The sequence below is a fragment of the Halorubrum sp. T3 genome (assembly GCF_000296615.1).
GTDB lineage: Archaea > Halobacteriota > Halobacteria > Halobacteriales > Haloferacaceae > Halorubrum > Halorubrum ruber.
This window is the reverse complement of record NZ_JH815329.1, coordinates 730654-756165: the sequence shown is the minus strand read 5'-3', so window position 1 is coordinate 756165 and position 25512 is coordinate 730654. Positions and strand designations below refer to the sequence as shown.

At 70.7% G+C, this 25512-nt stretch carries 29 protein-coding genes; 13 read left to right on the top strand and 16 right to left on the bottom strand.

From position 1 onward, the window contains the following. The first annotated feature begins 20 nt into the window (after positions 1-20). From B378_RS0105970 to B378_RS0105960, 3 genes are all read left to right on the top strand, one after another. The gene (locus B378_RS0105970) at positions 21-743 is read left to right on the top strand and encodes a winged helix-turn-helix domain-containing protein (protein ID WP_017342905.1); all 723 of its coding nucleotides are present in this window, start codon (positions 21-23) and stop codon (positions 741-743) included. 67 nt (positions 744-810) lie between these two features. Continuing rightward, complete coding sequence (locus tag B378_RS0105965) at positions 811-1269, top strand: bifunctional nuclease family protein (protein WP_017342904.1); 459 nt, start codon at positions 811-813, stop codon at positions 1267-1269. Between the two features lie 82 nt (positions 1270-1351). Continuing rightward, positions 1352-1834, top strand: coding sequence for an acyl-CoA thioesterase (locus B378_RS0105960; protein WP_017342903.1), 483 nt, complete (start codon positions 1352-1354; stop codon positions 1832-1834). Positions 1835-1878: 44 nt separating this feature from the next. On the opposite strand, the gene B378_RS0105955 is transcribed toward B378_RS0105960, so the two are convergent. From B378_RS0105955 to glpA, 14 genes are all read right to left on the bottom strand, one after another. Further along, positions 1879-2394, bottom strand: coding sequence for a DUF123 domain-containing protein (locus B378_RS0105955; RefSeq protein ID WP_017342902.1), 516 nt, complete (start codon positions 2392-2394; stop codon positions 1879-1881). 37 nt (positions 2395-2431) lie between these two features. Beyond that, the gene (locus B378_RS0105950; RefSeq protein WP_017342901.1) at positions 2432-2875 is read right to left on the bottom strand and encodes a hypothetical protein; all 444 of its coding nucleotides are present in this window, start codon (positions 2873-2875) and stop codon (positions 2432-2434) included. 79 nt (positions 2876-2954) lie between these two features. After that, positions 2955-3239 carry a hypothetical protein gene (locus B378_RS0105945; RefSeq protein WP_017342900.1) on the bottom strand — a complete coding sequence of 95 codons (285 nt, stop codon included), beginning with the start codon at positions 3237-3239 and terminating at the stop codon, positions 2955-2957. An 87-nt stretch (positions 3240-3326) separates the two neighbouring features. Beyond that, the gene (locus B378_RS0105940; protein WP_017342899.1) at positions 3327-4385 is read right to left on the bottom strand and encodes a metal ABC transporter permease; all 1059 of its coding nucleotides are present in this window, start codon (positions 4383-4385) and stop codon (positions 3327-3329) included. After that, a complete protein-coding gene (locus tag B378_RS0105935) occupies positions 4385-5125 on the bottom strand; it encodes a metal ABC transporter ATP-binding protein (protein ID WP_017342898.1) in 741 nt (246 codons plus the stop codon). The genes B378_RS0105940 and B378_RS0105935 overlap by 1 nt, the downstream gene beginning before the upstream one ends. A 103-nt stretch (positions 5126-5228) precedes the next feature. Beyond that, on the bottom strand, positions 5229-6254 hold the full coding sequence (locus B378_RS0105930; protein ID WP_017342897.1) for a metal ABC transporter solute-binding protein, Zn/Mn family: 1026 nt from the start codon (positions 6252-6254) through the stop codon (positions 5229-5231). 128 nt (positions 6255-6382) lie between these two features. Continuing rightward, entirely contained in the window at positions 6383-6868 is a 486-nt protein-coding gene (locus tag B378_RS0105925) for a YbaK/EbsC family protein (RefSeq protein WP_017342896.1), read from the bottom strand. Positions 6869-6964: 96 nt separating this feature from the next. Further along, positions 6965-7690, bottom strand: coding sequence for a ribosome assembly factor SBDS (locus B378_RS0105920; RefSeq protein ID WP_017342895.1), 726 nt, complete (start codon positions 7688-7690; stop codon positions 6965-6967). A gap of 98 nt (positions 7691-7788) precedes the next feature. Next, a complete protein-coding gene (locus B378_RS0105915; protein ID WP_017342894.1) occupies positions 7789-7989 on the bottom strand; it encodes a hypothetical protein in 201 nt (66 codons plus the stop codon). A 136-nt stretch (positions 7990-8125) separates the two neighbouring features. Further along, positions 8126-9532 carry an ASPIC/UnbV domain-containing protein gene (locus B378_RS0105910; RefSeq protein WP_017342893.1) on the bottom strand — a complete coding sequence of 469 codons (1407 nt, stop codon included), beginning with the start codon at positions 9530-9532 and terminating at the stop codon, positions 8126-8128. Between the two features lie 81 nt (positions 9533-9613). Beyond that, positions 9614-10579, bottom strand: coding sequence for a hypothetical protein (locus B378_RS0105905; protein ID WP_017342892.1), 966 nt, complete (start codon positions 10577-10579; stop codon positions 9614-9616). A 158-nt stretch (positions 10580-10737) separates the two neighbouring features. Next, positions 10738-12315 (bottom strand): anaerobic glycerol-3-phosphate dehydrogenase subunit C, encoded by a 1578-nt coding sequence (locus B378_RS0105900; protein WP_017342891.1) that lies wholly within the window; start codon positions 12313-12315, stop codon positions 10738-10740. Continuing rightward, positions 12312-13691: a glycerol-3-phosphate dehydrogenase subunit GlpB gene (gene glpB / locus B378_RS0105895; protein WP_017342890.1), complete on the bottom strand. Its 1380-nt coding sequence runs from the start codon at positions 13689-13691 to the stop codon at positions 12312-12314. Before glpB ends, B378_RS0105900 begins: the two co-directional genes overlap by 4 nt. Then, positions 13691-15493 (bottom strand): anaerobic glycerol-3-phosphate dehydrogenase subunit GlpA, encoded by a 1803-nt coding sequence (glpA, locus tag B378_RS0105890; protein ID WP_017342889.1) that lies wholly within the window; start codon positions 15491-15493, stop codon positions 13691-13693. Before glpA ends, glpB begins: the two co-directional genes overlap by 1 nt. Positions 15494-15873: 380 nt before the next feature. On the opposite strand from glpA, the gene glpK reads away from it, so the two are divergent. From glpK to B378_RS0105870, 5 genes are all read left to right on the top strand, one after another. Then, positions 15874-17412: a glycerol kinase GlpK gene (gene glpK / locus B378_RS0105885; protein WP_044965504.1), complete on the top strand. Its 1539-nt coding sequence runs from the start codon at positions 15874-15876 to the stop codon at positions 17410-17412. Beyond that, positions 17413-18549 carry a hypothetical protein gene (locus B378_RS0105880; RefSeq protein ID WP_017342887.1) on the top strand — a complete coding sequence of 379 codons (1137 nt, stop codon included), beginning with the start codon at positions 17413-17415 and terminating at the stop codon, positions 18547-18549. Positions 18550-18869: 320 nt separating this feature from the next. Next, positions 18870-20042, top strand: coding sequence for a Cdc6/Cdc18 family protein (locus B378_RS0105875; protein ID WP_017342886.1), 1173 nt, complete (start codon positions 18870-18872; stop codon positions 20040-20042). A gap of 365 nt (positions 20043-20407) precedes the next feature. After that, positions 20408-20539, top strand: a complete 132-nt coding sequence (locus tag B378_RS17410; protein WP_256364742.1) for a hypothetical protein — start codon at positions 20408-20410, stop codon at positions 20537-20539. A 135-nt stretch (positions 20540-20674) separates the two neighbouring features. Further along, a complete protein-coding gene (locus tag B378_RS0105870; protein WP_017342885.1) occupies positions 20675-21355 on the top strand; it encodes a phosphoglycolate phosphatase in 681 nt (226 codons plus the stop codon). 20 nt (positions 21356-21375) lie between these two features. Here B378_RS0105870 and B378_RS0105865 read toward each other — a convergent pair whose 3' ends face one another. Further along, complete coding sequence (locus B378_RS0105865; protein ID WP_017342884.1) at positions 21376-21657, bottom strand: ribonuclease P protein component 4; 282 nt, start codon at positions 21655-21657, stop codon at positions 21376-21378. A 144-nt stretch (positions 21658-21801) separates the two neighbouring features. On the opposite strand from B378_RS0105865, the gene B378_RS0105860 reads away from it, so the two are divergent. From B378_RS0105860 to B378_RS0105840, 5 genes are all read left to right on the top strand, one after another. Beyond that, a complete protein-coding gene (locus tag B378_RS0105860) occupies positions 21802-21996 on the top strand; it encodes a methytransferase partner Trm112 (protein WP_017342883.1) in 195 nt (64 codons plus the stop codon). Between the two features lie 96 nt (positions 21997-22092). Further along, positions 22093-22674 carry a hypothetical protein gene (locus B378_RS0105855; protein WP_017342882.1) on the top strand — a complete coding sequence of 194 codons (582 nt, stop codon included), beginning with the start codon at positions 22093-22095 and terminating at the stop codon, positions 22672-22674. Positions 22675-22772: 98 nt separating this feature from the next. Further along, positions 22773-22961 carry a hypothetical protein gene (locus B378_RS0105850; RefSeq protein ID WP_017342881.1) on the top strand — a complete coding sequence of 63 codons (189 nt, stop codon included), beginning with the start codon at positions 22773-22775 and terminating at the stop codon, positions 22959-22961. Between the two features lie 21 nt (positions 22962-22982). After that, positions 22983-23420, top strand: a complete 438-nt coding sequence (locus tag B378_RS0105845; protein WP_017342880.1) for an RNA-binding protein — start codon at positions 22983-22985, stop codon at positions 23418-23420. A gap of 141 nt (positions 23421-23561) precedes the next feature. Continuing rightward, positions 23562-25010: an FAD-dependent oxidoreductase gene (locus B378_RS0105840; protein WP_017342879.1), complete on the top strand. Its 1449-nt coding sequence runs from the start codon at positions 23562-23564 to the stop codon at positions 25008-25010. Between the two features lie 24 nt (positions 25011-25034). Here the strand turns inward: B378_RS0105840 and B378_RS0105835 are convergent, their stop codons facing one another. Next, positions 25035-25490, bottom strand: coding sequence for a hypothetical protein (locus B378_RS0105835; RefSeq protein WP_026046189.1), 456 nt, complete (start codon positions 25488-25490; stop codon positions 25035-25037). Positions 25491-25512 lie beyond the last annotated feature (22 nt).

Below are 25512 nucleotides of genomic sequence, written 5' to 3'. Positions count from 1 at the left end.
CACGCGTCTCACGTGTTCGTATGTCCCGGCTGTTGCCCTCCCTGCCGGACGCGACCCCCGAGGAGCGCGAGCCGCGGGTCGTCGGCGTCGACGACGACGAGGCCGACGACCTCATCGCCGCCCTCGGCTCCGAGACGGCGCGGGCCATCCTCTCGACGCTCCACGACCGCCCGGCGACGAAGTCCGAGCTCGCCGACGAGGTCGACACCTCGCTCCAGAACGTCCAGTACCACCTCTCGCGGCTCGACGAGGCCGACCTCGTCGACGTCGTCGACACCGCCTACTCCGAGAAGGGCCGCGAGATGGACGTGTACGCCGCCGCGGACGAGCCGCTCGTGCTGTTCTCGGGCGGCTCCGAGGAGTCGAGCGGGATCAAGACCGCGCTGATGCGCCTGCTCGGCGGCTACGGGATCATCGGACTCGCCGCGCTCGCGGCCCAGCGCCTCCTCGCGGTCGGATCGCCCGGCGGCTCGGAGTTCACCGCCAGCTCCGGCGGCGACGCGGGGACGGCCACCACCGACGGCGGCGACGGGAGCACGGCGGACGGCGCCGACGGTCCCACGGTAGAGAGCGTTCAGGACGGGGACACCGCAGCCGAGAGCGCGGACGGTGCGATCGAACTCGTCGGCGACCCGCTCGCCGAGTACGCCGTCTCGCTCGTCGAGCCCGGGATCGTCTTCTTCGTCGGCGCCGCGCTCGTGTTCACGCTCGCGTGGGCGTACTGGTACCGGGCGTCGAACTGACGAGGTCGGGGTCGCCCGGAGGCCGCGCGTGGGACAGCTATTCAAGCCGCCGCCACCACGTTCCCGTATGGAACACGAAGCCGAGGTCGTCGGGGTCGGCGCGGGCTCGGCGCCGAGCGGCGACGTCCCGGCGGTTATCCTCTCCGCGCGCGGCGAGTACGTCCCGATATTCGTCAGCGGCGATCAGGCCCGCTCGATCGGGATGGCCTTAGAGGGCGAACCGTTCGACCGACCGCTCACGCACGACCTGCTCGTCGACATCCTCACGGAGTTCGGCGGCGCCATCGACCGCGTCCGCGTCGACGACCTCCGCGACGGCACCTTCTACGCGAAGGTCGACGCCGAGCGCTACGACGACGGCGAGCCGGAGCGGTTCGTCTTCGACGCCCGCCCCTCGGACGCGCTCGCGCTCGCCGTGCGGGTCGACTGTCCGATCATCGTGACCGACGAGGTGATAGACGAGGCGGGCCGCTCGCAGGACTCGATCCGGTTCGGCGGCGACGGCGACCCCCCCGAGGAGCGCTGAAGGGGCTTCGGGATCGGCTTCGCTTCCCGGCGCGCCGCCGACGAAGCCCGCCGTTCAAGTCGCCCGCCCTCCCACGGCGGGTATGGACGAGACGGCCACGCTCGCCTCCTCGCACACCGAGATGACGGAGATGCTGCTCCCGAACGACACGAACAACCTCGGCCGCGCGCTCGGGGGCGCCGTGTTGCACTGGATGGACATCTGCGGCGCCATCGCCGGCATGCGCTTCTCGAACCGACAGGTGGTCACCGCCTCGATGGACCACGTCGACTTCATCGCGCCCATCGAGATGGGCGAGGTCGCGATCATCGAGGGGTACGTGTTCAACACCGGCCGGACGAGCGTCGACGTGAAGGTCGACGTGCGCGCCGAGAACCCCCGCACGGACGAGACGCGACGGACGACCACCTCCTACTTCACGTTCGTCGCGCTCGACGACGACGGCCGCCCGACGCCGGTCCCCGATCTGGACTGTCCGACTGAGGACGAGGAAGTCCTCCGCGAAGACGCCATGAGCGGCCGCGAGGAACAACTGCGACAGGTCGTCGAACGCTACGATCTCTGACCGGACACGCGGTCCGGCCGGCAGCGGACGCGGCCCGGACGGCCTCACTCCGCCGAGCCCGCGACGACTTCGACGGTCGCGTCCGGGTCGTCGGTTTCGGCAACTGCGGCCTCGTGCGCCGCCAGCGCGCGCTCCGCGAGGGCGTCGAACGCCTCGTTGGCGTCGACGTCGCGTCCTCGCGCGTGTTCGCCTTCATCTCCGCCCGCGAGATGACTCGGACAGCCGCAGTCGGAGGCGCCGAACCCCTCGATAGGACCGGCCGGGAGGCGCTCGGCGACCGCGCACTCGACGTCGACGCCGACGCTGCGCACGACGCGGTCGATCCGCGCCGCCGGGTGGCCGAGCAGGTAGTCGACGTGCCAGTGCCGGGTGTCGTTATCGCCGCGCGCCGTCCGGCGGTGTCTGTCGACCCGGGAGAACCCGCCCGACCCGAGCGCGCTCCCCGTGTACGCGTACGCGCCGGCCGGGAGACGGTGTTCGCCCAGCGCGCCCGCCGACACCGTCGCATCGTCCGCGAGGGCGACGACGAGCGTGTAGCTGCCGCCAGCGGCGTCGCTCATCGGTCGACCACCGCCAGAGCGGCGTTCGCGACCGCGCTCACGACAGCGCGGCCGGCGCCTCGTCGGCGGCCGCCCGGAGCGAGCCGACCAGATCGTTCGCCTCGTCGTCGAGGCGGTACGTGTCGTGGAAGTCGGCCGGGTCGCGTCCGCGGCCGGAGAGCGTCCCGACGACGTCGGCGATGCGGTCGTAGTTGTCGCGGACGAGCCCCCCGACGATCCCCGGGGTGCCCGCGCGCTCCGCCAGCTCCTCGGCGGCCGACCGCCCGGCGTACACCCGGCGCTTCGCGGGGTCGACGAACACCATCGCGAACGGACGCGAGCCGAACTGCGCGTCGAGGAACGGCCCGACGGGGTCGGCCTCCCACGGGACCGCGACGACGCCGTCGAGTCGGCGGAGCGCGACCGCCGCGACCGAGCAGTACGGGCAGTCGCCGTCGAAGATCAACACCGGCGCGTCCGCGCCGTCCGGGTCGGTAGGCATGCGAGAATATAGGGTCTCGACCGGCTTAAGCGGCCGGTCGGCGGCTAGCGAGTCGGCGAAAAAGCGGCGTCAAACCCGCTCAGTGCGAGTGGCCGAGGGCCTCTTCGAGCGGCTGTCCGAACCGCTCCTCGAACAGCTCCGCGGCCGTCTCCTCCATCTCCGCGATGTCCTCGGGCACGTCGCCCTCGCTGTGGTGGACGATGACGTGCGCCTGCTGGGCCATCGCCTGGACGACCACGTCGGAGACGACGGCGGTCGCGGGCTCGCCCTGCTCGCTGAGCACGTCGACGAGGCCGGCGGGCAGTTCGAACGACTCTTCGTCACCGTCGGGACCGGTGACCGTGTAGGTCTCGGTGTCTCCCATAGGCGTGGGTCGCGGCCGCGACATAAGGGTCTGTGGAAACCGGACGCGACCCGGCTCACCGACTGGAACTGCGGGGGCCATCCGGACTTATCCGTGCGCGGAGACCGCCGTCACGGAGGAGCCCGATCCGACGACGCTCGCGAGGTACACCGCGATGGCCGTGACGACGATCGACCCCCCCGACGGGAGGCCGAACCCGATCGAGACCGCGAAGCCGCCGAGCACCGACAGCTGGCCGAAGATCACGCCGAGGTACATCGTCTCGCGGAAGCTCCGGGCGACCTGCGAGGCGGCCGCGACGGGGACGACCAACATCGCGGCGACGAGGATGACGCCGAGCACCTGCATCGCGCCGACGACGACGACCGCGGTCAACACCACGAGCAGGGTGTTGTAGCCGGTGACGTTCAGCCGCGCGACCCGCGCGGCCTGCTCGTCGAAGGTGATGAAGAGGAGCTGTTTGTACGTCATCGCCACGCCGGCGACGACGATCAGGGAGAGCGCGCCCATCAGGCGCGCGCCCTCCGGCGTGACCACCGCGAGGTTCCCGAACAGGAATCCCTCGACGTTGACCCCGGTGAGGCCGTCACCGTAGCTGATGATCAGCGTGCCGACCGCGAAGCTCCCGCTGAGCATGATCGCGATGGGCACGTCGCCGTAGGCGTCGGTGCGCTCGGTGAGCCACTGGACCGCGAGCGCGCCGAGGATACCGACCGCGAGCGCGACGAGCAGCAGCGACCCGTTCCACCCGGTCGAGGAGGTGACGAGGATGCCGAGGGCGACGCCGGCGAACGCGGTGTGCGCGAGCGTCTCGCCGATCAGCGCCATCTCGCGGTGGACGAGGAAGGAGCCGACGAGCGGGGCGACCACCCCGACGAGCACGCCCACCGCCATCGACTGCCACATGATCGGGTGCCGGAACACGTTCGTGCCGAACGCGGTGTCCATCCCCCGCCCGAGCGAGCGGAACGCGGCGTACAGGTCGCTCGCGACCGGGAGGTCCTGCGCCCAGTACAGCAGGAGGAAGCCGAGCATGCCGACCGCGACGACGCCCGTGATCCCGATTCCGACGAGTTCCGCCGTTCGGCGGCGGCCGCGTTTGGGTTCCGCGCGAAGTCCGGTCTCAGTGGGCGAGTCCCCGCTCATCAGTGGTGGTGGTGGACGACTTGTCCCGTCGTCCCGTACGCCTCGGCGAGGGCGTCGCTCTCGACGAACGACTCGGTGTCTCCGTGGTGGTACAGCTCGGTGTTGATACAGGCGATGCGGTCGGCGCGGTCGGTGACGACGCCGATGTCGTGCTCGATGAGGATGATCGTGATCCCCTCGTCGTTGAGGTCGTCGAGGAGGGCGTAAAAGGCGTCGCGCGACTCGGCGTCGACGCCGACCGTCGGCTCGTCGAGCGCGAGCAGGTCCGCGTCGCTCGCCAGGGCGCGCGCGATGTACGCCCGCTGCTTCTGCCCGCCGGACAGCTCCGAGACGAGCCGGTCGGTCAGATCGCCGATGCCGACCGTCTCGATGGCGTCGGCGACGGCGGTGCGGTCGGCCTCCGAGAGGCGCCCCCGTCCGGCGTGCGCGAACCGGCCCATGGTGACGCACTCGCGGACGGTGACCGGCATCGCGCCGCCCCGGCTCGTCGCCTTCTGGGAGACGTAGCCGATCCGCCCGCCGTCGTCGAACTCCTCGATCGGTCGCCCGAACAGCTCGACCGACCCCTCGTCCGCCTCGTGGAGGCCGAGCATGAGGTGGAGGAGGGTGGTCTTCCCGGAGCCGTTCGGGCCGACGAGCCCGAGGAAGTCCCCCGCCTCGACGGTGAGGGAGACGTCTCTCACGGCCACGGTGTCGCCGTAGGCGAACGTCACGCCGTCGAGGTCGACGATTGCGCTCACTGCGTGTCTCCCATCTGGGTCGGCCGCACGTTTAGCTCTTTTAGTCCGGCGGCGGGGACGCCGTCACCGGACCGCTCGACCGCCGACGCGAGGTCGGATCGGCTCACTGCGCGCCGAACGCCCGCTCGAAGGCGGGGACGTTGACCTCGGTCATCTGGTCGAGGTAGCCGTAGCCGGCGTCGTTCCACTCCCGAGTCGTCCCCCCGGCGGGCGTGACGGGGACCGCCTCCGTCGCGTCGCTGTTCTCGACGATCGACTCGGCGAGCCGGGGCGACTGGAAGCGGTCGTACAGCACGACGTCGATCCCCTCGCTGTCGACGAGTTCGATCGTGTCGGCGATCTCCGACTGCGTCGGCTCGTTCTGCGGCGAGACGCCGACCGGCGAACGGAGACGGAACCCGTAGCGGGCCTCCAGGTACTGGAAGGAGTTGTGGCCCGCCAACACCGCCACGTCGCGCGCGGCCTCGTCGGCGATCGACTCGAACGCGTCGTCGACCGCGCCGAGCTCTTCCGCGTACGCCTCGGCGTTCGCAGCGTACGCGTCGGCGTTGTCCGGGTCCGCCTCGCCGAGCCCGGTCGAGATCGTGTCGACCATCTCGCCCGCGAGGACCGGGTCGACCCAGACGTGCGGGTCGTACCGAGTCTCGCCTCTTCCGTCGTGGTTTTCGCCCTCGCCGTCGTGACTTCCGTCCCCCCCGTCGTGAGTCCCGCTCTCTCCGCCGTGCGTGTGGTCCCAGTCGAGGAGCTCGTCTTCAAGGCCGTCGAGCGCGTCGATCACCGCGACCGTGTCGTAGTCGCTCTCCAGCGTCTCCGCGAGGTCCTGCGCCCACGAGAACTCCGGGCTGTCGAGGTAGACGAACGCGTCCGTCGCGGCGACATCCGCCGCGAGGGTCCCGTCCGGCGTCCACCCGTGCCCGAGCTGCCCCACGTCGACCGGATCCTCGAAGCTCGCGAGGTCGTCCGCGACCTCGTTGGCCCAGTCGTTGAGGGTGAAGAAGGCGGCGTACCCCGAGTCGAACCCCTCGGACCCGCCGTCCGCGGCGCCGGCACAGCCCGCCAGCGACGCCGCCGTCCCCGCGACCGCGAGCCCGGCGCCGCGCCGCAGCAACGACCGCCGTGAGTGAGTCATACCGATCCGTACCGTGGATTAATAGAAAAAAGTTATTATTTCACAAGCCAGTGTTAATAACACAGCGCCAGAGAGCGCCTTCGCTTAACAACTCGCCGGGCGTGCGTCTCGAAGCGAGTCGCTGATCGTCACTCCGTGAGGTCGACGACGGTCGCGTCCGCGAGCTCGGCGAGCGTCTCGGGATCGACCGCGAACACCGCGCTCGGCGTCCCGGCCGCGCCGTAAACCGTGTCGTACTCGGTGAGCGTCGGGTCGAAGACGGTCGGGAGCGCGGCGTCGTGAGCGATCGGCGGGACGCCGCCGATGCTCCAGCCGACGACCTCGCGGATCCGGCTCGGATCGCCCATCTCGGCGGTGTCGGCACCGAAGTGATCGGCGATCGCGTCCAGATCCAGTCGGTTCGCGCCGCTTGTGACCGCTGCGACGAGCGCTCCGTCCCGGTCACCGCCGGAGAGCGAGACGACGATGGTCGACGCGATGGCGCCGGTCTCGCAGCCGACGGCGTCGGCCGCGGCCGCCGCCGTCTCCGTGCCCGCGTCGAACTCCAGCACGTCGACGTCGACTCCGTAGCGTTCCGCCGCCTCCTCTTCGAACTCCGCCGCGCGTGGATGCATGCGATCCGAGCCGCGGTCCGCCGGTATCAACCTCCCGGAGGCGGTGAAACTCCGGCCGGGCTCGCGGCCGGCTTGGCGGCGGACGATCGGACGGCGTTACCGGGTCCGGAGCTCGTCTTTGTCCTTGATCACGCGGGCGTCCCCCTCCCCGGACGTGATCTCGTTGACGAGGTCGTAGAGGTCGTTCTGGAGCCCGGCCGGGAACGTTAACACACCGACCCACGAGCCGTCGTTCTGCCACTCCTCGCGTTCGAGGTCGCCGAACTCGCGGATCTGTGCCTGCCCGGACCCCGCGTAGTCGGCCGGGAGCTGAACCGCCATCGTCACCTCCTCGAACCGGATCGGGATCACGGGGCGGAGCGCGTCGAGCGCGTCGTCGACCTGGTTTTCCACCGGCTCCATCGGGTCGATCTGGAACCCGGCCTCCTCCAAGGCGCGCTCGATCCGCTCGGGCGGGTGCGGCGAGTCGTCCATCTGCGGGTTCACGGCGTTGCGCGTGATGGTGGTCACGAGCTGGTTGTGCTTCCGCTCTTGCATCTCCGCGCGCTGCTCGGCGGTGATCTGTATCTCCCCGCGATCGACGACCTCCGGAATGATTTCGAGCGCGTCCGTGGTGCCGAAGACGGTCTCCAAGTCCTCTTCCGCGGGGCGATCGCCCCGTGAGGCGTTCTCGAAGACGTCCTCGGCGGCGATGACCTCCTCGAGGTCCCCCTCGAACTCCCCGCGCTTGATGGCGAGCGCGGCGTCGGGGTCGATCAGGACCTCGAAGCGCTCCCCGTGTGACTCCAGTCGGGCCGTCACGGCCTCGTCGAGCGATATCATACCGAACGGTACCACCCCCGCGGGCAAAAAGCCTCCCGCCGTCGCCGTGGTCGCGTCGAATCGGATTGTCGGGCGTCGAGCTCGCGCGCCGCGTCCGACTACTCGGTCGCCGCCGGCCGCTCGTCGTCCCAGTCCTCGCGGCACGACTCGGAACAGAAGTGTCGGTGGACGGCGTCGTCGCCGTCGACCCACGTGACCGTTCGATGTCCGGTCCCCAGCGCCGGCTCGCCGCACGCAGCGCAGCTCGGTGCGGACTCCTCGTCGACGTCCTCCTCGAGTTCCGAGGTCGGATCCACCATACCTCCCCGTACGCCCGGGGACACTTGAACCCGCGAAGGGCGGCAGTTCTGGCCGCGGCGGTCGCCGCCGACTCGGGGCCCCTCGCCCGGTGACGGTCACCGCCCCGGAGCCCCCGCTCCCGGTGCGTCTCGGCCGCTACCGCTGCGTCCGCGCGTCGCGGTCGGTCGCCTTCCGCGACGGGTGCTTGACGGTCAGTTCCCGGTCGGCGCTCGGGCCGACGACGGTCCGCTCGCGGCCGTCGGGCCAGCGCACGTCCACGCGCAGCGGCTCCGCACCCCCGAGCCCGAAGTGCGCGACCGGCTCGGTCTGACAGAGGCAGCCGCCGCCCGCGTCGATCGTCCGCCGCTGGACCCCGTCCGCGGTCTCCAAGGTGACGACGGCGCCGCGCGCCGGCGCGCCGTGGCGCGTCGTCGGACGCACGCGAAGCCACCCGGCGTCCGGCGCGTCCGGGTCCCCGTACGCCGTCACCGGCTGCGCGGCGACCTCGCCGTGGACGACGAGGAACTCTACGGCGCCGTCGCCGTCGAGGTCGGCCGCGACCGCGCCGGTGCCGAACCCGTCCGGCTCCGCGGCCGCGCCGAGGTCCGCCGACTCCCACGCCGGCGGCTCTCCGGGCCGATCGACGCGCTCGAACAGCCGGTTCTCGGCGCCGCAGACGTTGAAGAAGAGTTCCTCTCGCCCGTCGTTATCGAAGTCCGCGGCGACGACGGTCCGGACCGCCCCGACGTCGCGGAGCGGGTCGGGGGCCACGTCCTCGTAGCCGCCGTCCGGCGAACAGCGGAGGAGGCGGCTCGGCGCCGACTCGTTGCCGACAGCGAGCGCGAACGTCCCGCCCTCGTCGACGAGCGCGGCGCCGCGCGTGTCGCCGCCGGGATCCGAGAGGTCGGGCCCCCCGTCCGTGCGGTCGTAGTGGCCGTCGCGGTTGCTGAACAACCGGTTCGGTCCCCCCTCGACGCCCGCGAACAGGTCGCCCTCGCGGGAGCGGTACGGGACCGCGAGCAGCGACCGGCAACCCCCCTCGACCTCCAGGCCGACCGCCTCGGCCATGTCGGTCACCTCGCCGTCGTCGCCGAGCTCGTAGAACGCGAGCGGCGCGGTGTACCCCGAGACGGCGACGCCGTACCGGCCGGTCCCCAGCCGGTCGAGCGCGGCGACCGACCGGCCCGCGCGGACGTCAAGGCGGTCGGCGTTCACCTCGCGGGCGAACACGTCGGTCCAGCGGTACCGATCCGCCTCTAAGCGGCTCAAGAGGAGGTCAGGGTCGCCGCCGTCGACGCCGCGCGCGCAGTTGTGGACGTACACCTCCTCGCAGCCGTCGGCGTCGAGGTCGGCCGCGCACACCCCCATCCCGTGGCGCGTCCCGTCGGCGACGATGCCACAGGCGGTGTCCGAGAAGCGGTCGCCCTCCCGGGCGTACAGTCGGTTCGGCTCGCCGTAGCCGGCGACGAAGACGAGCGGCCCGTCGCGGCCGGGTGTCACCGCCACGCCGTACCCGCGCATCGGGCGCGCGTCGTCGACGAGCGCGGACCGCTCCGTGAACATGGCCGCCCGTCACCGCTCCGAGAATATGAACGCACGGGTTGGATACGGACGGCGAGCGCCGGGAGGAAATCCCCGACGAGCCTACAGGTTCCGCTCGATGTACCGGTTCACCCGCGAGACGCGGTCCGCGTCGAACGTCCACAGGCCGCGCCAGACGCGCGGCTCGGTCTCGACCGCGAGGAGGCCGACGCCCCCTTCGACGCCTCGAACGAGGTCGCTTTCCGGGTCACTCTCGGCAGGGTGGGGTCCCTCCGGGGGGCGGTACACCACGAACCAGCTGTCGGTGAAGTCGGGGTCGTCGCCGGCGTGGATCACCGCGTCGAGATCCGCCGGGAGCTCGTCCGGGACGCCGTAGAGGTGCGTGTCGACCCCGGTCTCGGAGACGCGCTCGTACACCTCGCGCGTGCCGACCTCGTCGTCGATGCGCGAGAGTCGTTGGAATGACGAGCGCAGGGTGCCGTCGCCGGCGGTCCACGCCGCCCGCTCGATGAACCGCGAGATGGTGATGAGGAGCAGCTTCTGTCGGTTCGACTCGGGGTACCCGCGGAGGGTGAACGTCGCGTCGTCGAGGCCGCTTATCACCGACGGGAGGTCGACGTCGGCGAGCGACCGGCTCCCGGTGATGTACAGGTCCGAGTTGACGAACAGCACCGCGTCGCCGAGCTCCCCGAGCGTCGAGCCGGCCACCACCTCGTCGCCCTCCATGAGCAGGACGAGGTTCTCGATCTCGTCGGGGTCGTCGCCGTCGAACGGGACGTCGTCGTGGCGCCGGAGCACGTCGACGTCGAGCGCCGGGACCGGCTCTCCCTCCCCGTCGACCACGCCGGTCGTCGCCAGTTCTCGGGCGGTGAGACCTGTTGTTCCGGCCCCATCGGTCAGGCGTCGGTCGCCTGAGGCGTCGGTCACCCGACCGTCCACCACCCGTACTGCGTCGTCGCCGAACGTGTCCACGAGCATGTTCAAGACGGGGTCCGGGTCGGTCCGGTTGACGATGACCACGGAGCGCTCGGGTCCGTCGAAGCGATCGAGAAACTGTTCGAGAGTCACGTGCTCCGGAGTCAGCGAGTTCAGTTGATAAGAATTCCCGCTCGGTTATCGGCGCTGAGAACGACCAACGCCGGCTACCGGGTACACCACGGCCGCGGGGCGCGCCCGCGGCTCCGGCGGAACCATGTCCGACGACACCGGCAACGGACCGGTGCCGCCTACGCGCCGAGCGTGTCCTCCAGCAGCTGGAGGGGGTGTTCGATCTCGTAGCCGGTGCCGTGTTCCATCTGCATCGCGCAGGTCGGACACTCCGTCATGCCGACCTCGCCCTCGGCGTCCTCCATGTGCTCGAACATCTCCGCGCCGATCTCCATCGACTTCTCGTACTTCTCTTCCTTCCAGCCGTACGTGCCGGAAATGCCCGAACAGGAGTCGCCGACGTCCTCCATGTTCACGCCGTCGACGTCGCGGAACGTCTCGACCGCCTGCCGAGAGAGTCCCTGATTGCGCGCGTGACACGGCGCGTGGTACGCGAACGCGCGCTCGTCGTCGAGCCCGCCGGCCGCGTCGAGCTCGCCCTCTAAGTCCTCGTGGATCCGGAGGTACTCTAACGCCTCGAAGGTGTGTTCCGCGACGTCCTCGATCCCGTGGAGGTCGAACAGCTCGGGGTACTCCTGCCGGAGCGACATCGAACAGGAGGTACAGGAGGCGATCACGTCGGCGCCCTCCCCGATGGCCTCGACGAGGTTCTCGACGTTGGTCTCGGCGTGACGCCGGGCGTCCTTCAGCATCCCGTTCGCGAACATCGGCGTGCCCGAACACTTCTGGGGCGGCACCATGACCTCGTAGCCGAAGTGCTCGTAGACGCGGACCATCGCTTTCCCGACCTCGGGGGTGTTGTAGTTGGAGTAGCAGCCGTGGAAGTACGCCACGCGCTTGTCGGGGTTCTCCACCTGCGCGCCGCCGCGCGCCTTCCACCACTCGCGGAACGTCTCCGTGGCGAACTCGGGGAAGTCGCGCTCCTTCGGGATCCCCATCACCTTCTCCATCGCCCACCGCGCGGGGCCGAAGTTCATCGCGAACGACGCCGTCCGCGGGAACTTGCTCGCGAGGCTCGCCGACGTGCGGTAGTTGGCTAAGATCCGGTTCCGAATGTACTCGACGGAGAGCTTCTCCATCTGCCGCTCGACGAACTGCCCGCGCGCCTCGTTGTGCATCTGCGAGAGCGGCACGGAGGAGGGGCAGGCGTCGTCACAGCGCATACAGTTCGAACAGGAGGTGATCGACTCGTCGATGTCGTGGTCGTCCTTCCGCTTGAGCCGCCACTGCTCCGGGCCCTGGAACTTCGGCCCCGGGAACTCGTCGTCGACCTCCGCCACCGGACAGGAGGTGTCACAGCTCGTGCACTTGTAACAGGAGTCGGCCCCCTCCCGGAGGTCGAGGTCGCCGCCCGGGAACACGTCGACCGGGTCGTACGCGTCCGGGTCGAGTTCGGTCGAGTCGGTCCCCCCGGTCGCGCTATCGGTCCCGCTCGACGCGCTCTCGACGCCGCCGTCGGTGGCCGCGCGGTCGGCGGCGCGGTCGACGTCGCCGGCGCTCGCCGCCTCGGAATCGGGCACCTCCCCCTCGTCGGGGACGAATATCGACGGCTGCTCGTCGCGGCCGGCCTCCGGGACGCCCGGAGTCGGCTCACCGCAGCCGCAGTCCCCGCAGCCGCCGCGCTCGCGCCCGCCGTTCGGTTCGCTCGTCCCGTTCGAATCTCCCGCGTCGCCGTCGTCCTCGGTGTGTCGTGTCATTGGTTCGCCTCCGTCGCCGCCTGCCGCCCGGCCACGAGGCCGGTCGCGAGCGACACCCCGCTCGCGGACTTCTCCCGCGCCGCGTCCGCGCCGCCGACGACCCCGCCGGCCGCGAACACGTTCTCGTACTCTACCGCCCCGTCGGCGTCAGTCGGCCGACACCGCTCGTCGGGCCGGACGCCGAACCGCGCGTACGGCTGGTCGCCGAACGCGTCGTCGACGAACCACTCGTACCGGTCGTCGGGCTGCTCGACGTGGAGGTCGAAGACCGGCTCGCGGACCCCCTCGCGGTCCGAGTCGAGCCCCTTCCCGACGAGGCCGCCGGTCGCCAGCACGAACGCGTCCGCGCCGTACGGCGCCGTCCGACCCTTCCGGTCGACCGCGACTGCCTCGACCCGACCGTCGCTCGCGGACTCGACGCCGACCACGGGGTTTCCGGTCTCGAACCGGACGCCCTCGGCGTCGAGCGCGTCGAACAACCGGTCCTCTAAGCGGAGGCCCGGGAGGCTCGGCGGTCCCATCGGGACCTCGAACACGTCGGCCCCGAGCCGGTCGGCGAGCTCCGCGCGGACCTCCTCGCCCCGGTCGTCGCCGAGGAACGCCGGGAAGCCGACGCGCTCGACGCGGTCGACGCCGCCGTCCCCGTCGACGACATCGTGAAGGTGCGGCGAGACCGCCTTCGCGAGCGCCTCGCGGGCGGGGACGCCGTCGATCTCCTCGTCGTGGTCGAGCGCCTTCGCGAGCCGAGTGATCTTCGCGTCGGCCCGGAACGCCTCCGCGAACTCCACCTCGGCGCCCGCGACGTCGAACGGGACGCCCGCGGCCTCCAGCCGGCCGGCGAAGGCGCGCGCGTCGTACTCCGTCAGCGACCGGAACCCGACGACGAGCATCGGTCGGTCGTCGCTCGCGAGTCCGGCCTCCGCGGCCGCGGGGTACCGCGCCGTCGGCTTCACCGCCCCGCCGAACGTCGGCACGAGGGCGTTGCTGTCGGTGTGGCCCCCGCGGTAGGCGTCGCCCGCGAGGTCGTCGAACAGGTCGAGCCCCTCGCGGAGCGCGTCCGCCCCGACGACCCGGTAGGGGTGGCTCTCGGGGAGCCGGTCGATCGCCTCGTACGGGTCCGCGAGCGGTCCTTCCGGATCGGGCCACTCGTCGGGGTCGAGCTCGCGGCCGGCGGTCGGCGGCCCGTCGCGCAGCGGCTTCGCGGGCTCGGTCGCCGGGACGTAGCCGAGCGCGTCGATCAGCCCGGACGCCTGCCGCAAGGTGCTGGCCTTGTGGGAGACGAGCCGCACGTCCGCGCCCTCGCGGGCCGCCGACACCGCAGCCGTGACCGCCGCGAGGCCGCCGCCGACCACGAGGACGTCGCTGGTTATCGCCATCAGCGACCCCCGTCTGTGGCCGCGTCGTCGTTTGCGCGGTCACCATCGGCGGCCGCGTCGTCGTTTGCGCGGCCGCCGTCGGTCGCCGCAGTTCCGGCCGATCCGGCCCCGTCGGCGTCGGCCGCACCATCGTCGGCGCCCGCGTCGAACGCGCCGAAGTCGACCTCGCCGTCGAGGTTCGCGGGGTCGCCGTCGCGGTTCATCGTCGTCGCGTGGAGCATGTGGTTCAGCATCGCCTGCGAGAGCTGCTCGCCCCACAGCGCGTGGCGCTGGCCCTTCCAGCGCTCCTGGTACAGCTCGTCCTCGGCGTCGCGGACGACGGGCTCGGGGTACTCCTCGGCGAGCTCCGCGGCGATCCGGTGCGTACAGAAGCCGCCCTGGCAGTTCCCCATCGAGGCGCGGGTGCGCAGGCGGACTGCGTTGAGGTCGGAGCCGGCGTCGCCGATCGCGTCCTGGACCTCCGCGCGCGTCACGCTCTCGCAGTTGCAGACGATCGGGTTCGGGTCGTACTCGTCGAGCACGTCGTCGGCCCGGGAGCCGAGCCGCTGGCCCGACCGCCGCGCGACCGGCGAGCGGAGGCCGAACTCGTCCATCAGCTCCGCCATGCGCGCCTCGCTCTCCGAGCCCGGCAGCGGCGCGTCGGCGGTGTCACAGGTCGCCTCGTAGTCGAGCGTCTCGCAGACGTGGTCGGAGATGGACTCGGCCATCATCCGGTAGGTGGTGAGCTTCCCGCCGACGATGGTCGTCATCCCCGGGAGGTCGTCGCGGTCGCCGTGGTCGAGGAGGAAGTAGTCGCGCGTGATGTCCGTCGGGTCCTCCGTGCCCGTTCCCGGGGGCTCGTACAGCGGGCGGACGCCCCAGAAGGAGCGGAGCGTCCGGGCGTCTTCGAGCGCGGGCACGAGCTCGGAGAGCGTCTCGATCATCAGGTCGACCTCCCAGTCCTCCTCGGGGTAGTCCTCGGGGTCGTCGACCTCCTCGTCAGTCGTGCCGAGGATACAGGCGGTCTCGTGGGGGACGATGATGTCGGCGTCGCCCTTCGGCCGGCACCGGTTGATCACGGTGTCGACCTGCCGGGTGTTCATCACCGTCATCACGCCCTTCGAGGGGCGGACCTCCACGTCGACGCCGGCCATCTCCCCGACGTTGCCCGCCCACGCGCCGGTCGCGTTGACGACGTGGCGCGCGCGGATCTCCTCGGTCGTCCCCGGCTCGCGGTGGACGCGCTTGCCCGGTCCGGTCTCGTGTTCGATCTCGACGCCGACGACCTCGCCGTCCTCGACGAGCACGTCGGTCACCGGGGCGTGGGTCTCGACCCGCGCGCCGTGCTCGCGGGCGTCGGCGGCGTTGGAGACGCAGAGGCGGAAGGGGTCGACCGCGCCGTCCGGTAAGGCGATCGCCTTCTCGACGTCGCGCGCGAGGTACGGCTCGCGGCGCCGCGCCTCCTCCCCGTCGATCACCTCGACCGGGATGTCGCACGCCTTACACCCCTCCAGCTTCTCCTGGAAGTACTCCTCGTCGTCCTCCGGTCGCTTGACGAACAGCCCGCCGGTCTCTTCGACGCAGTGGGTCGCGATGTCGCGGAGGACCATGTTCTCCTCGATACACTCCTTCGCGCTCTTCCGGTCGGAGACCGCGTAGCGGCCCCCGCTGTGGAGGAGGCCGTGCATCCGTCCGGTCGTGCCGTGCGTCAGGTTCCCCTTCTCGACGAGGACCGTATCGAGCCCGCGTCGCGCCAGGTCCCTGACGACGCCGCACCCCGTCGACCCCCCACCGACGACGACGACGTCCACTTGTCTGTCCATGCGAGGCCCTTGGACCACGACCACTTTACTTTACCTCCCGAGGCGTCCTACCCATAACTATCAGGGTCATTCAAGTAGCGTACTCGTCCTCGTCGTCGGTGTGTTTATATACTGTACTTTTTCACTCCCGCCGCCATCCGGATTTTAACAGGAAGATTATTATGGTAGTACATTATGTTCACGACCGGCGTGGTAGCTTCCGTGAAGATATGTCGCGGCGGCGTCGATACGCCTCGCGGCCGCCTCGGGTCGGCTCCGGACGGGTCTGACCGAGCGGACGCGCGACGCGACAGCGAACGCGGCGCCGGGATCGCCCTCAACGGCGAGGGCGACCCGGCCACCGCCGCGCGCGGACCAGCGCCACAGGAGGGATCCACAACATGACACAGTACGTCGGTGCGATAGACCAGGGGACGACCGGAACTCGATTCATGGTGTTCGACCACGAGGGCCAGGTCGTCGCGAACGCCTACGAACAGCACGAACAGATCTACCCGAACCCGGGCTGGGTCGAGCACGACCCGATGGAGATCTGGGAGAACACCCAGCAGGTCGTCCTCGACGGCCTCGCTGACGCGGGCCTCGAAGCCGACCAGCTCGACGCCATCGGTATCACCAACCAGCGCGAGACGACGATCGTCTGGGACAAAGACTCCGGCCGACCGGTCCACAACGCCCTCGTGTGGCAGGACCGGCGGACGACCGACCGCGTCGAGGAGCTTCAGGAGGCGGACAAAGTCGAGGAGATCCGCGAGAAGACCGGCCTCGAGGCCGACGCGTACTTCTCCGCCACCAAGACGGAGTGGATCCTCGACAACGCCGAGCCACTCAAGATGCAGAGTTCTCGCGGCGGCGACCTGCGCGACCGGGCCCGCGCCGGCGAGCTCGTGATGGGCACCATCGACTCGTGGCTCATCTACAACCTGACGGGGAACCACATCACTGACGTCACCAACGCCTCCCGGACGATGCTGTACAACATTCGGGAGTTAGAGTGGGACGACGAGCTGCTCGACGAGTTCGACGTGCCGAAGGAGATGGTGCCCGAGGTACGCCCCTCCTCCGACGAGGACTACTACGGGCACACCGACCCCGACGGCTTCCTCGGCGAGGAAGTCCCCGTCGCGGGCGCCTTAGGCGACCAGCAGGCCGCGCTGTTCGGCCAGACCTGCTTCGACGAGGGCGACGCGAAGAACACCTACGGCACCGGCTCGTTCTACCTGATGAACACGGGGACCGACGCCGTCGAGTCCGACCACGGACTGTTGACGACGATCGGGTTCCAGATGTCCGGCGAGCCCGTCCAGTACGCGCTGGAGGGCTCCATCTTCATCACCGGCGCCGCCATCGAGTGGCTCGAGGACGTCGACCTGATCAACAACGCGGCCCAGACCGCGGAGCTGGCGCGCTCGGTCGACTCGACCGACGGCGTTTACATGGTCCCGGCGTTCACGGGGCTCGGCGCCCCGCACTGGGACGGCCGCGCCCGCGGCACCATCGTCGGGATGACCCGCGGGACGAGCAAGGAGCACATCGTCCGGGCGACGCTCGAGTCGATCGCCTACCAGACCCGCGACATCGCCGAGGCCATGGAGGCCGACTCCGGCGTGGAGACGACGAGCCTCCGCGTCGACGGCGGCGCGGTGAAGAACAACTTCCTCTGCCAGCTCCAGTCCGACATCATCCAGACGGAGATCGCCCGGCCGGAGGTCGACGAGACGACCGCGCTCGGCTCGGCGTACGCCGCCGGGCTCGCGGTCGGCTACTGGGACAACGTCGACGAGCTGCGCGATAACTGGCAGATCGACCGCGAGTTCACGCCCGAGAAGTCGCAGGGGGAGGTCGACAAGCTGTACAGCCGCTGGGACGACGCGGTCGAGCGCTCGAAGAACTGGGCGATCGACGAGGAGGAGGAGTAGATGAACGAACTGCTGCTCCAGATCCCGGTCCTCGGGATCGAGGTCAAGCTGTTCGTCATGCTGCTCATCACCGCGCTGGCGGGCGGCGCGTTCGGGGCCGCGATCGGCGCGCTCCCGGCGTTCATCTTCACCGGGTTCGTCGTCTTCCTCGGCGAGGGGATCGGCATCCTTCAACGACAGATCGGTGCGATCGAGGGCATCCCCGCGGGCGAACTCGCCGCCGGGATCACCGGCGTCATCGGGTTCGGGGCGATCACCGGCCCGCACATCGCGTTCGCGGGCGGCGTGGCCGCCTCGGCGTACGCGGGCAAGAAGTACCCCGACATGAACCCCGCCGACGGCGGCTACCACTTCGGGAAGGACATCACGTACGCGTTCGGCACGAAGCCGGACATCCTGGCCGTGGGAGCGATCTTCGGCGTGATCGGGATGCTGTTCACCCGGATCGCCAACGGCCTCTTCATCAACGTCCTCGGGATGATGCCGCCGACCGACTTCATCGCGGTATCCGTGTTCGCGACCGCGTTCCTCGCCCGCCCCGTCTTCGGCTACCCGATCGTCGGCAAGCCGGCGGGCGACGGCCTCCTCGACATGTCACCGTTCGAGCGCGGCGACATGCACCCGCAGGCCGACGGCGGCCCCGAGGAACACGCCGGTCGCCCGGCGACCGAGCCGTGGCTCCCTCACCAGTACAAGTGGGCGGGAGTCACGACTATCGGCCTCGTCGGCGGTATCCTCGGCGGGTACATCTACCTACAGACGGGGAGCATCTTCCTCGGCTACGGTATCTCGGCGATCAGCCTGCTGTTCCTGAACCTCGGCGTCGAGAAGATTCCGGTGACACACCACATCACCCTGCTCGGCTCCGTCGGCGCCGTTCTCGGCGTCGGCGCGTTCGGGGACATCGGCGCGGTGACGCCGCTCGCGTCGGTCGGCACGAGCGGCGCCGTCGTCGCGCTGCTCGCCGGCGGCGTCCTCGGGGCCCTCAGCGGCCTCGTCGGCGAAGTCACCCAGCGGATGTTCTACTCGCACTCCGGGACCCACGTGGACCCGCCGGCGATGGCCATCGCGATCATGATGCTCGTCGTGGGCATTCTCGCCATCCTCGGCATCCTGCCGAACGCCGGGTACCTCTGAGCCCGCTCGCGGGAGCCGACGCGGCGTCGACTCCCTCGTAGCGGCCGAGGACGGTTCCACGCGCGAAACACCCTCTGACCAAGCCGCCGAATACCAATGAGACCAGACCGGACACGCGGACGCCGAGGCGCTCGGTTCGAGAGCGACGGCCGTCCCTCGGTCGGCGTCGACGCCGCTCGCGGACGCCACGTCGCTCGCGGCCGCCACGTCGCACCCGACGCTTTCGACGTCCCTGCCGCCGACGCCGCTCGCGACCGCGATCGACCGCGCACCGACTCCGCTTCGTGCCAGTTTTGTTCGACTATCTCGGAGGGTCGGCCGTGAACATCGACGACCGGATCGAAAGACGGCTCGGCTACGACGCCGGCATGAGCGTCCTCGCTGACTTCGAAGCCGTCTCGCCGGTCAGCCACGTCGGCTCGCCGGTCGGGCGCGGCCCGGCGATAGAGCGGCTCCTCGACGTGTTCGAGCCCGCCTTCACCGGGTCGCTCCCGCCGAGCGCCTACGTGTACGGCCCGAAGGGGAGCGGGAAGTCGGCGGTCGTCTCCGCGCTGTTCGACCGGCTGGCGAGCCACAGCGGGCCGCGGCGCGCCATCCAGACGACGACGCGGGCGGTCGAGCCGACGATCCCCGGGTTCGTTTACGTCGACGCGCGGAACGCGTCGACCCGCTTCCGACTGTATCACGCAATGTTGGCCGCGATGAGCGACGAGCCCGTCCCGGACCACGGGATCGGGACCGAGGAGCTGGCCGAGTCGCTGCGCGACGCGATGCGCACGGGCCCCGAGCTCGTCGTCGCAGCCGACCACACGAACGAGACCGAGACGCCGACAGCGGCGACGCTTATCGACTGGCTGAACGACGTGGGCGATCGGGTCACGCCGGCCTGTATCGGCCGCGACCCGCCGGACGCGATCGACTGGGAGCCGGAGACCACCGTCGAGTTCGCGAAGTACCGCCGGCACGTGCTCGTCGAGCTGCTGACGAGCCGGTGCTCGACCGGGCTCGGCCGCGATGCGCTCTCGCACGACCAGATCCGCGAGATCGTCGAGTGGGCCGCGGGCGACGCCCACGACGCGCTCGCCGCCGTGATGGGCGCGGCGGTCAACGCGGAGCGGGCGGGCGCGTCGACGGTCCGCTCCGGCGACGTCGACGCCGGCATCGACGGCGTCCCGCGTCCCTGCGTGGCGCTGGGGCGGGTGCTCGCGCTCCCCGAGAGCCGCCAGCGGCTCCTCTACGAGCTCGCCGGGCTCTCCGAGGAGGAGCGGTCGACGGTCGGCGTGGCGACCGAGGCCATCGCGGAGCGCCCCGGCGTCGACCTCTCGGCGTCGACGGTGCGGCGCGTGCTCTACGAGCTGGCCGACGCCGGCCTGCTCGAACGCGTCACCGTCCATCAGAGCGACGGCAAGGGGCGCCCCCCGAGCCGGCTCGTGCCGCTGTTCCCGACGGTCGTCTTCCGCGAACTGTTCGACCGGCGCGTCCGGACCGGATAGCGGCCAAAGGGGGCGACCCAACCGGATCAACAGCAGCGATACGGTTTTTTTAAAAGGTGTAGGCGACACCGAAGGTTACTTATAAATGACTGCGGTGGCGCGTGCCTCCGAGCGCCCACCGGGCGCGAGGAGCACGCGCGAGGGATGCCGTGAGCGACGGGCGACCGAAGGGAGCCCGGAGCGAACGGCGAGGCTGGGGAGGTGTGAGGTGCTGTGTGGGGCGGGACTCAAAGGGGCAGCCGTGAGGCGGGCGCAGGCGACGTAAGCACCGCAACGAGGGAGCACTAGCGACCGAGTGAGGAGCGCAGCGAGCGTGCGCCCGCCTCACGGCTGGGGCTTTGGGGGCGTTCGACGTCGATCCACAGTTGGTCACGTATCGCCTCGCGGCTGGGGCTTTGGCGGTGTTCATCGCAGACCCCAAATCAACTATTTATAAGCGAGCGGCTGGGGCTTTGGAGATGTTTGCCGCCGATCTGCCAGCAACTATTTATAAATAAGCGGCTGGGACTTTAGCAGCGTTCGTCGCGAAGTCACGAACTATTTATAAACAACCATCCGGTCGCTCCGCTCCCTCGACGTACCAGAGCCGATCGAACGGAAGACAGTTGTCTCCGAGCCGCCGACTCGCGGGTATGGTTCCGCCCCTCGCGCTCGACATCGATGGCACCCTCACGACGCCGGACCACCGGATCGACCCGCGGGTCTTCGAGCTGCTGCCCGAGTGGGACGCCCCGATAGCCTTCGCGACCGGGAAGGCGTTCCCGTACCCGGTCGCGCTCGCGCACTTCCTCGGCCGCGAGGAGACGGTGATCGCGGAGAACGGCGGCGTCGCGTACGCCGACGGCGAGACGACGGTCGTCGGCGACCCGGACGCAGCCTGGGCTGTCGTCGAGGCGTTCCGCGAGCGCGGCGGGGAGATCGGGTGGGGCGACGGCGACACCGTGAACCGCTGGCGCGAGACGGAGGTCGCGCTCTCGACCGACGCGGACGAGGCGCTCCTCCGCGAGGTCGCCGCCGCCGTCGACGACGTGGAGGTCGTGGACACCGGCTACGCCTACCACGTCAAGTCGACGGGCGTGAGCAAGGGACGCGCGCTCCGCGTCGTCGCCGACGCGCTCGGCCTCGCGGCCGACGAGTTCGTCGCGATCGGCGACAGCGAGAACGACGTCTCCACGTTCGAGGTCGCCGGCGAGTCATACGCGGTCGCCAACGCGGACGCCGCCGCCCGCGAGGCCGCCGACGAGGTGGTGGAGGACGGATTCATGGACGGGACGGTCTCGGTGCTCGAACGGCTGCGCGAGCGCGCAGAGTAGTCGTAGCGTCTTCTTTCCGCTTATTCCCCGTAGGGGTACCGCGCCGTCGCCCCGCACTCCAGACACCGGACGACCACGCGTCCGGGTCGCGTTCGGACGCGGCTCGTCTTCCCGGGCCGGAGGTAGACGGCGCAGTCGTCGCAGGCGCGCCGGGAGAGCTCCGACGGGATCCCGCAGCGGTTTCGCTCGGCGATCCGGCGGGCGCGGGCGACGTACCCGCGGGCGCGGTCGTACTCGTCGTCGACGACCGCCTCGCGGGCGAGGACGAACAGCCGCTCGATCCGCTCCGCCGGGATGCCCATGTCACAGAGGGGGGCGCGCGGCGGCAAAGAGGTTGTTATCCGGGTCGCTCGCGGCGGCCGGTTCCGGCCGCCCTCGACGCGCCGATGTCCCCGGACCGGCCGTGACCCGCACGCTTTTTTATCGGTCCCACCCAACCGAGCGGTATGAAGGAATCCCTGATGGACGTGATCTGCTGTCCGCTCGACAAGGCGGCCCTCGAACTCGACGTCGACGAGGCGGACGACGAGGAGGTCCTCGCCGGGACGCTCACCTGCACGGAGTGCGGCGAGACGTACCCGATCGAGGACGGAATCCCGAACCTCCTGCCGCCGGACATGCGCGAAGAGGCCGCGGCGTAGGCTCCCGGATCGGGCGTACCGCGGCGTTGACTCGACCGACCCGGAAACTCGTTGCTCGTGTGAATCTTTTTTTAGTACGGGGTCGTGGTCCCACCCGTGCCGACACTCGACGTCGAACTGAACGGGGAGACGGTCCACGACATCGACGCCCCGGACTCGTTCGTCACTGACGGGCCGTTCCCGGTCGTGCTCGAAAACAGCGGGCGCTCGACGCACGTCCACCTCCACTTCGACGACGACCTCGACCGGGTGGCCGCGCTCGACGAGGGCAACCACTTCGTCGCCGACGAGGCCACCCGCCACGTCCACGTCTCGACGGCCGACGTCGACGAGGCCGTTCGCGGCAAACTGAAGATCGTCACCGGCTACGGGTCGAACACGACGTACGTCGACGTTCGGGTCGACCCGTCGCCGGAGACCCCCGAAGAGGCGGTCGCCGTCGACGAGGAGCTCTCCGCGCCCCCGGAGCGCACGCCGGAGCCGCCGGCCCGACAGCGCGCGGTGAACGCGCTCGACCGCCTGGTACAGCGCGGCGGGGTCGCGGGCGCGGTCTTCGGGCTGGTCGCGGTCGGCGTCGCGGTCGGCGTCGCGATGGCCGTCGACAGCGCCGTCGTCTGGCTCGCGGTGGGGATCGCGCTGATGGTCGCGTTCGGCGCGGCGCTGCTCGCGGTGACGTGAGGCGATGGGGGTCGCCGCCCCGCGGCCTCCGCCGGCTCGACCTCCGCGTCTCGCTCCGGATCCGCGCGCTTTTAACCGTCCCACCGGAACGGAACGCCATGAGCTTCGAGAAGGAAGACGAGGTCGTGCTCCACGACAAACACAGCGAGTACGACGGCGAGACGGGGAAGATTACGCAGGTGATGGAGACGATGTTCGGCGACGCGACGTACACGGTCAGCTTCGAGGACGGCCAGGAGACGGGCGTCCCCGAGGACGCGCTCGACGCCGTCGAGAGCGAGGAGTAACGCCGCCCCCACCCGTACCGCATGCCGAAAGTCCCCTTCCACTACGTCGACCTCCGCGCGTTCTCGTACGCCACGGAGGACGTGAAACGCGTCGAGCAGGCGCTGTACTCTCTGTTACCCGAGGACGTCGAGCTCGACCGCGTCGAGAACGTGGGCCATCACGGGGACCGGATCGTCGTCCTCTCGGCGCGCGTCGAGCGCGCCGACGAGATGCGACACGTGCTCGACCGGCTCTCCGAGCTGGAGGACCTCGACCGCGTCCTTGACGAGCTCGACGAGCGCGTCGACGACAACTGCGCGCTGTTCCTCCGCCTCGACAAGCAGGCGGCGTTCCGCGACGAGGTCCGGCTCGGCCCGGGGGTCACCGTCCGCACGAAGGTGGAGGCGTACCCGGCGAAAAAGGAGAAGGCGGTCGCGAACGCCCGCGAGACGCTCTCGCGGCTCGCGGACGAGGACTGAGCGCGACCGAAGCCGGTCGCGGTCGACTGTCAACGCCGGTGGCAGTCGACTGTCAACGCCGGTCGCCGTCGCGGTTGACGGCCGCGCGCCCGCCCCGCACCCACGGCGTGACTTTTTCACCCGGCCAGTCGATGTCCAGCCATGAGCGATCCGTTCGTGGTCGTCGGTGCCGACGCGGCGGGGTTGAGCGCGGCCAGCAAGTTCCGGCGCGAGGCGCCCGACCGAGAGGTCGTCGTCTTCGAGAAGGGCCGCTGGATCTCGTACGCCTACTGCGGGATGCCCTACTTCATCGCGGGTTACGTCGACCGCATGTCGAACCTCCTCTCGCTGTCGCCGAGCGAGGTCGACGAGCGCGGGATCGACCTCCGACGCGAGTCGGAGGTCGTCGCCGTCGACCCCGACGCGAAGCGCGTCACCGTCGAGACGGTCGAGGGCGACCGCTTCGAGCAGGCGTACGACGACCTGCTCGTCGCGACCGGCGCCCGCGCGACCACCGGCTCCTTCGACGTGCGCGGCGTCGACGGCGCGTTCACGCTACATAACATGGACGCGGCGGCCGCCATCGACGCGTACGTCGCCGAGCCGGACGCCTACGACCCCGAACGCGCCGACGTGAGCGCGGTCGACCGCGAGCGCGTCGAGCGCAACGCGGCGATGCCGGCCCCCGAGACCGCCGCGGTCGTCGGCGGGGGGTACGTCGGCGTCGAGGTCGCAGAGGCGCTGACCGAGCGCGGACTGGACGTCCACGTGTTCCACCGGTCCGGGCACCTCCTCTCACCGTTCGGGGAGACGGTTGGGAACCGCGTCGAAGAGGCGCTTGAAGCCGAGGGCGTCACGGTTCACACGGACGCACCGGTCGAGGCGCTCGTCGGCGACGACCGGATCGAGGCGGTCGAGGTCGGGGGCGGGAGCGACGGCGCGGCGACCGAGAGCGTCCCCGTCGACATGGCGGTCGTCGGCGTCGGGATCCGGCCGAACACCGACCTGCTGGAGGGCACCGGCGTCGACCTCGGGCCGGGCGACGCGATCCGCGTCGACGACCGCGGCCGCACCAGCCTGCCGGACGTGTACGCCGCGGGCGACTGCGCGACCGCGCGCCACGCGGTGACCGGCGAGCCCGACTGGCTCCCGCTCGGCCTCACCGCGAACCGCGCCGGGCGGGCCATCGGCGCGACGGTCGCCGGCGACCCGACGCCGGTCGGCGACATCGCCGGCACCGCGGCGGTGAAGGCCTTCGACGCCGAGGCCGCCCGCGTCGGGCTACTCGACCCGGTGAAGGCCGAGGCGGCCGGCTTCGACCCGGTCAGCGAGACGGTGACTGCCGGCTCGCGCTCCGGCTACTACCCCGGTGCGGCCGAGACGGACGTGACGCTCGTCGCCGACCGCGACACCGGGCGCCTGCTCGGCGGGAGCATCGTCGGCACCGACCGCGCGGCGATCCGGATCGACACCCTCGCGACCGCGATCGAGGCGGACATGACCGTCCCCGAGGTCGAGCGCTTGGACCTCGCGTACGCCCCGCCGTTCAGTCCGGTGTGGGACCCGATACTCGTCGCCGCGAAGGTGCTAAACGGGACGCTGGAGGACTGAGGCAGGTCGGATCGCGGCGCGGCGCTACCGGGACGCGGCGATCCGGGAGAGGAGGAAGCCGACGACCGCCGACGCGGCGCCCACCGCGACCGCGACCGCGCCGGCGAGGGCAAGCGGAGCGGTGAACGCGGCCGCGGCCGGGGCGCCAGCGGCGAACGGGAGGACGTACGGCTCCGGTCCGATCCCCCGGAGCAGCGTCCCCGCGAACGGTCCGTAGGCGAGCAGTATCGTCGGGAACACGCCGCCCCCGGTCGCTGCGAAGGCGATCGCGCCGATCGCCGTCACCGCGGCGAGGGCGCCGGTGGTCTCCGCGCTCCCGACGCCGACCGCGGCCGTCGCGTCGAAGGCGACGTACGACAGCGCGAAGCCGACCGCGCTCCACACCGTCGCCCGCTCGAAGCCGGACTCACCGAGAGCTATCTGTCGGAGCGCCGCGCGCCGGGACTCGGCCGCGTCGTCTCCGCTCGCGTCGCCGTCCATCGCGCCCGCCGCCTTCGTCGCG

Coding starts and splice junctions, on each gene's coding strand:
- B378_RS0105945 (WP_017342900.1), bottom strand. CDS start 3,239: ATGGGAGACACCGAGACCTACACGGTCACCGGTCCCGACGGTGACGAA.
- B378_RS0105860 (WP_017342883.1), top strand. CDS start 21,802: ATGAAGGAATCCCTGATGGACGTGATCTGCTGTCCGCTCGACAAGGCG.
- B378_RS0105955 (WP_017342902.1), bottom strand. CDS start 2,394: ATGAGCGACGCCGCTGGCGGCAGCTACACGCTCGTCGTCGCCCTCGCG.
- B378_RS0105920 (WP_017342895.1), bottom strand. CDS start 7,690: ATGATATCGCTCGACGAGGCCGTGACGGCCCGACTGGAGTCACACGGG.
- B378_RS0105925 (WP_017342896.1), bottom strand. CDS start 6,868: ATGCATCCACGCGCGGCGGAGTTCGAAGAGGAGGCGGCGGAACGCTAC.
- B378_RS0105950 (WP_017342901.1), bottom strand. CDS start 2,875: ATGCCTACCGACCCGGACGGCGCGGACGCGCCGGTGTTGATCTTCGAC.
- B378_RS0105915 (WP_017342894.1), bottom strand. CDS start 7,989: ATGGTGGATCCGACCTCGGAACTCGAGGAGGACGTCGACGAGGAGTCC.
- B378_RS0105850 (WP_017342881.1), top strand. CDS start 22,773: ATGAGCTTCGAGAAGGAAGACGAGGTCGTGCTCCACGACAAACACAGC.
- B378_RS0105880 (WP_017342887.1), top strand. CDS start 17,413: ATGAACGAACTGCTGCTCCAGATCCCGGTCCTCGGGATCGAGGTCAAG.
- glpA (WP_017342889.1), bottom strand. CDS start 15,493: ATGGACAGACAAGTGGACGTCGTCGTCGTCGGTGGGGGGTCGACGGGG.
- B378_RS0105965 (WP_017342904.1), top strand. CDS start 811: ATGGAACACGAAGCCGAGGTCGTCGGGGTCGGCGCGGGCTCGGCGCCG.
- glpB (WP_017342890.1), bottom strand. CDS start 13,691: ATGGCGATAACCAGCGACGTCCTCGTGGTCGGCGGCGGCCTCGCGGCG.
- B378_RS0105910 (WP_017342893.1), bottom strand. CDS start 9,532: ATGTTCACGGAGCGGTCCGCGCTCGTCGACGACGCGCGCCCGATGCGC.
- B378_RS0105960 (WP_017342903.1), top strand. CDS start 1,352: ATGGACGAGACGGCCACGCTCGCCTCCTCGCACACCGAGATGACGGAG.
- glpK (WP_044965504.1), top strand. CDS start 15,874: ATGACACAGTACGTCGGTGCGATAGACCAGGGGACGACCGGAACTCGA.
- B378_RS0105870 (WP_017342885.1), top strand. CDS start 20,675: ATGGTTCCGCCCCTCGCGCTCGACATCGATGGCACCCTCACGACGCCG.
- B378_RS0105835 (WP_026046189.1), bottom strand. CDS start 25,490: ATGGACGGCGACGCGAGCGGAGACGACGCGGCCGAGTCCCGGCGCGCG.
- B378_RS0105940 (WP_017342899.1), bottom strand. CDS start 4,385: ATGAGCGGGGACTCGCCCACTGAGACCGGACTTCGCGCGGAACCCAAA.
- B378_RS0105865 (WP_017342884.1), bottom strand. CDS start 21,657: ATGGGCATCCCGGCGGAGCGGATCGAGCGGCTGTTCGTCCTCGCCCGC.
- B378_RS0105840 (WP_017342879.1), top strand. CDS start 23,562: ATGAGCGATCCGTTCGTGGTCGTCGGTGCCGACGCGGCGGGGTTGAGC.
- B378_RS0105845 (WP_017342880.1), top strand. CDS start 22,983: ATGCCGAAAGTCCCCTTCCACTACGTCGACCTCCGCGCGTTCTCGTAC.
- B378_RS0105900 (WP_017342891.1), bottom strand. CDS start 12,315: ATGACACGACACACCGAGGACGACGGCGACGCGGGAGATTCGAACGGG.
- B378_RS0105970 (WP_017342905.1), top strand. CDS start 21: ATGTCCCGGCTGTTGCCCTCCCTGCCGGACGCGACCCCCGAGGAGCGC.
- B378_RS0105930 (WP_017342897.1), bottom strand. CDS start 6,254: ATGACTCACTCACGGCGGTCGTTGCTGCGGCGCGGCGCCGGGCTCGCG.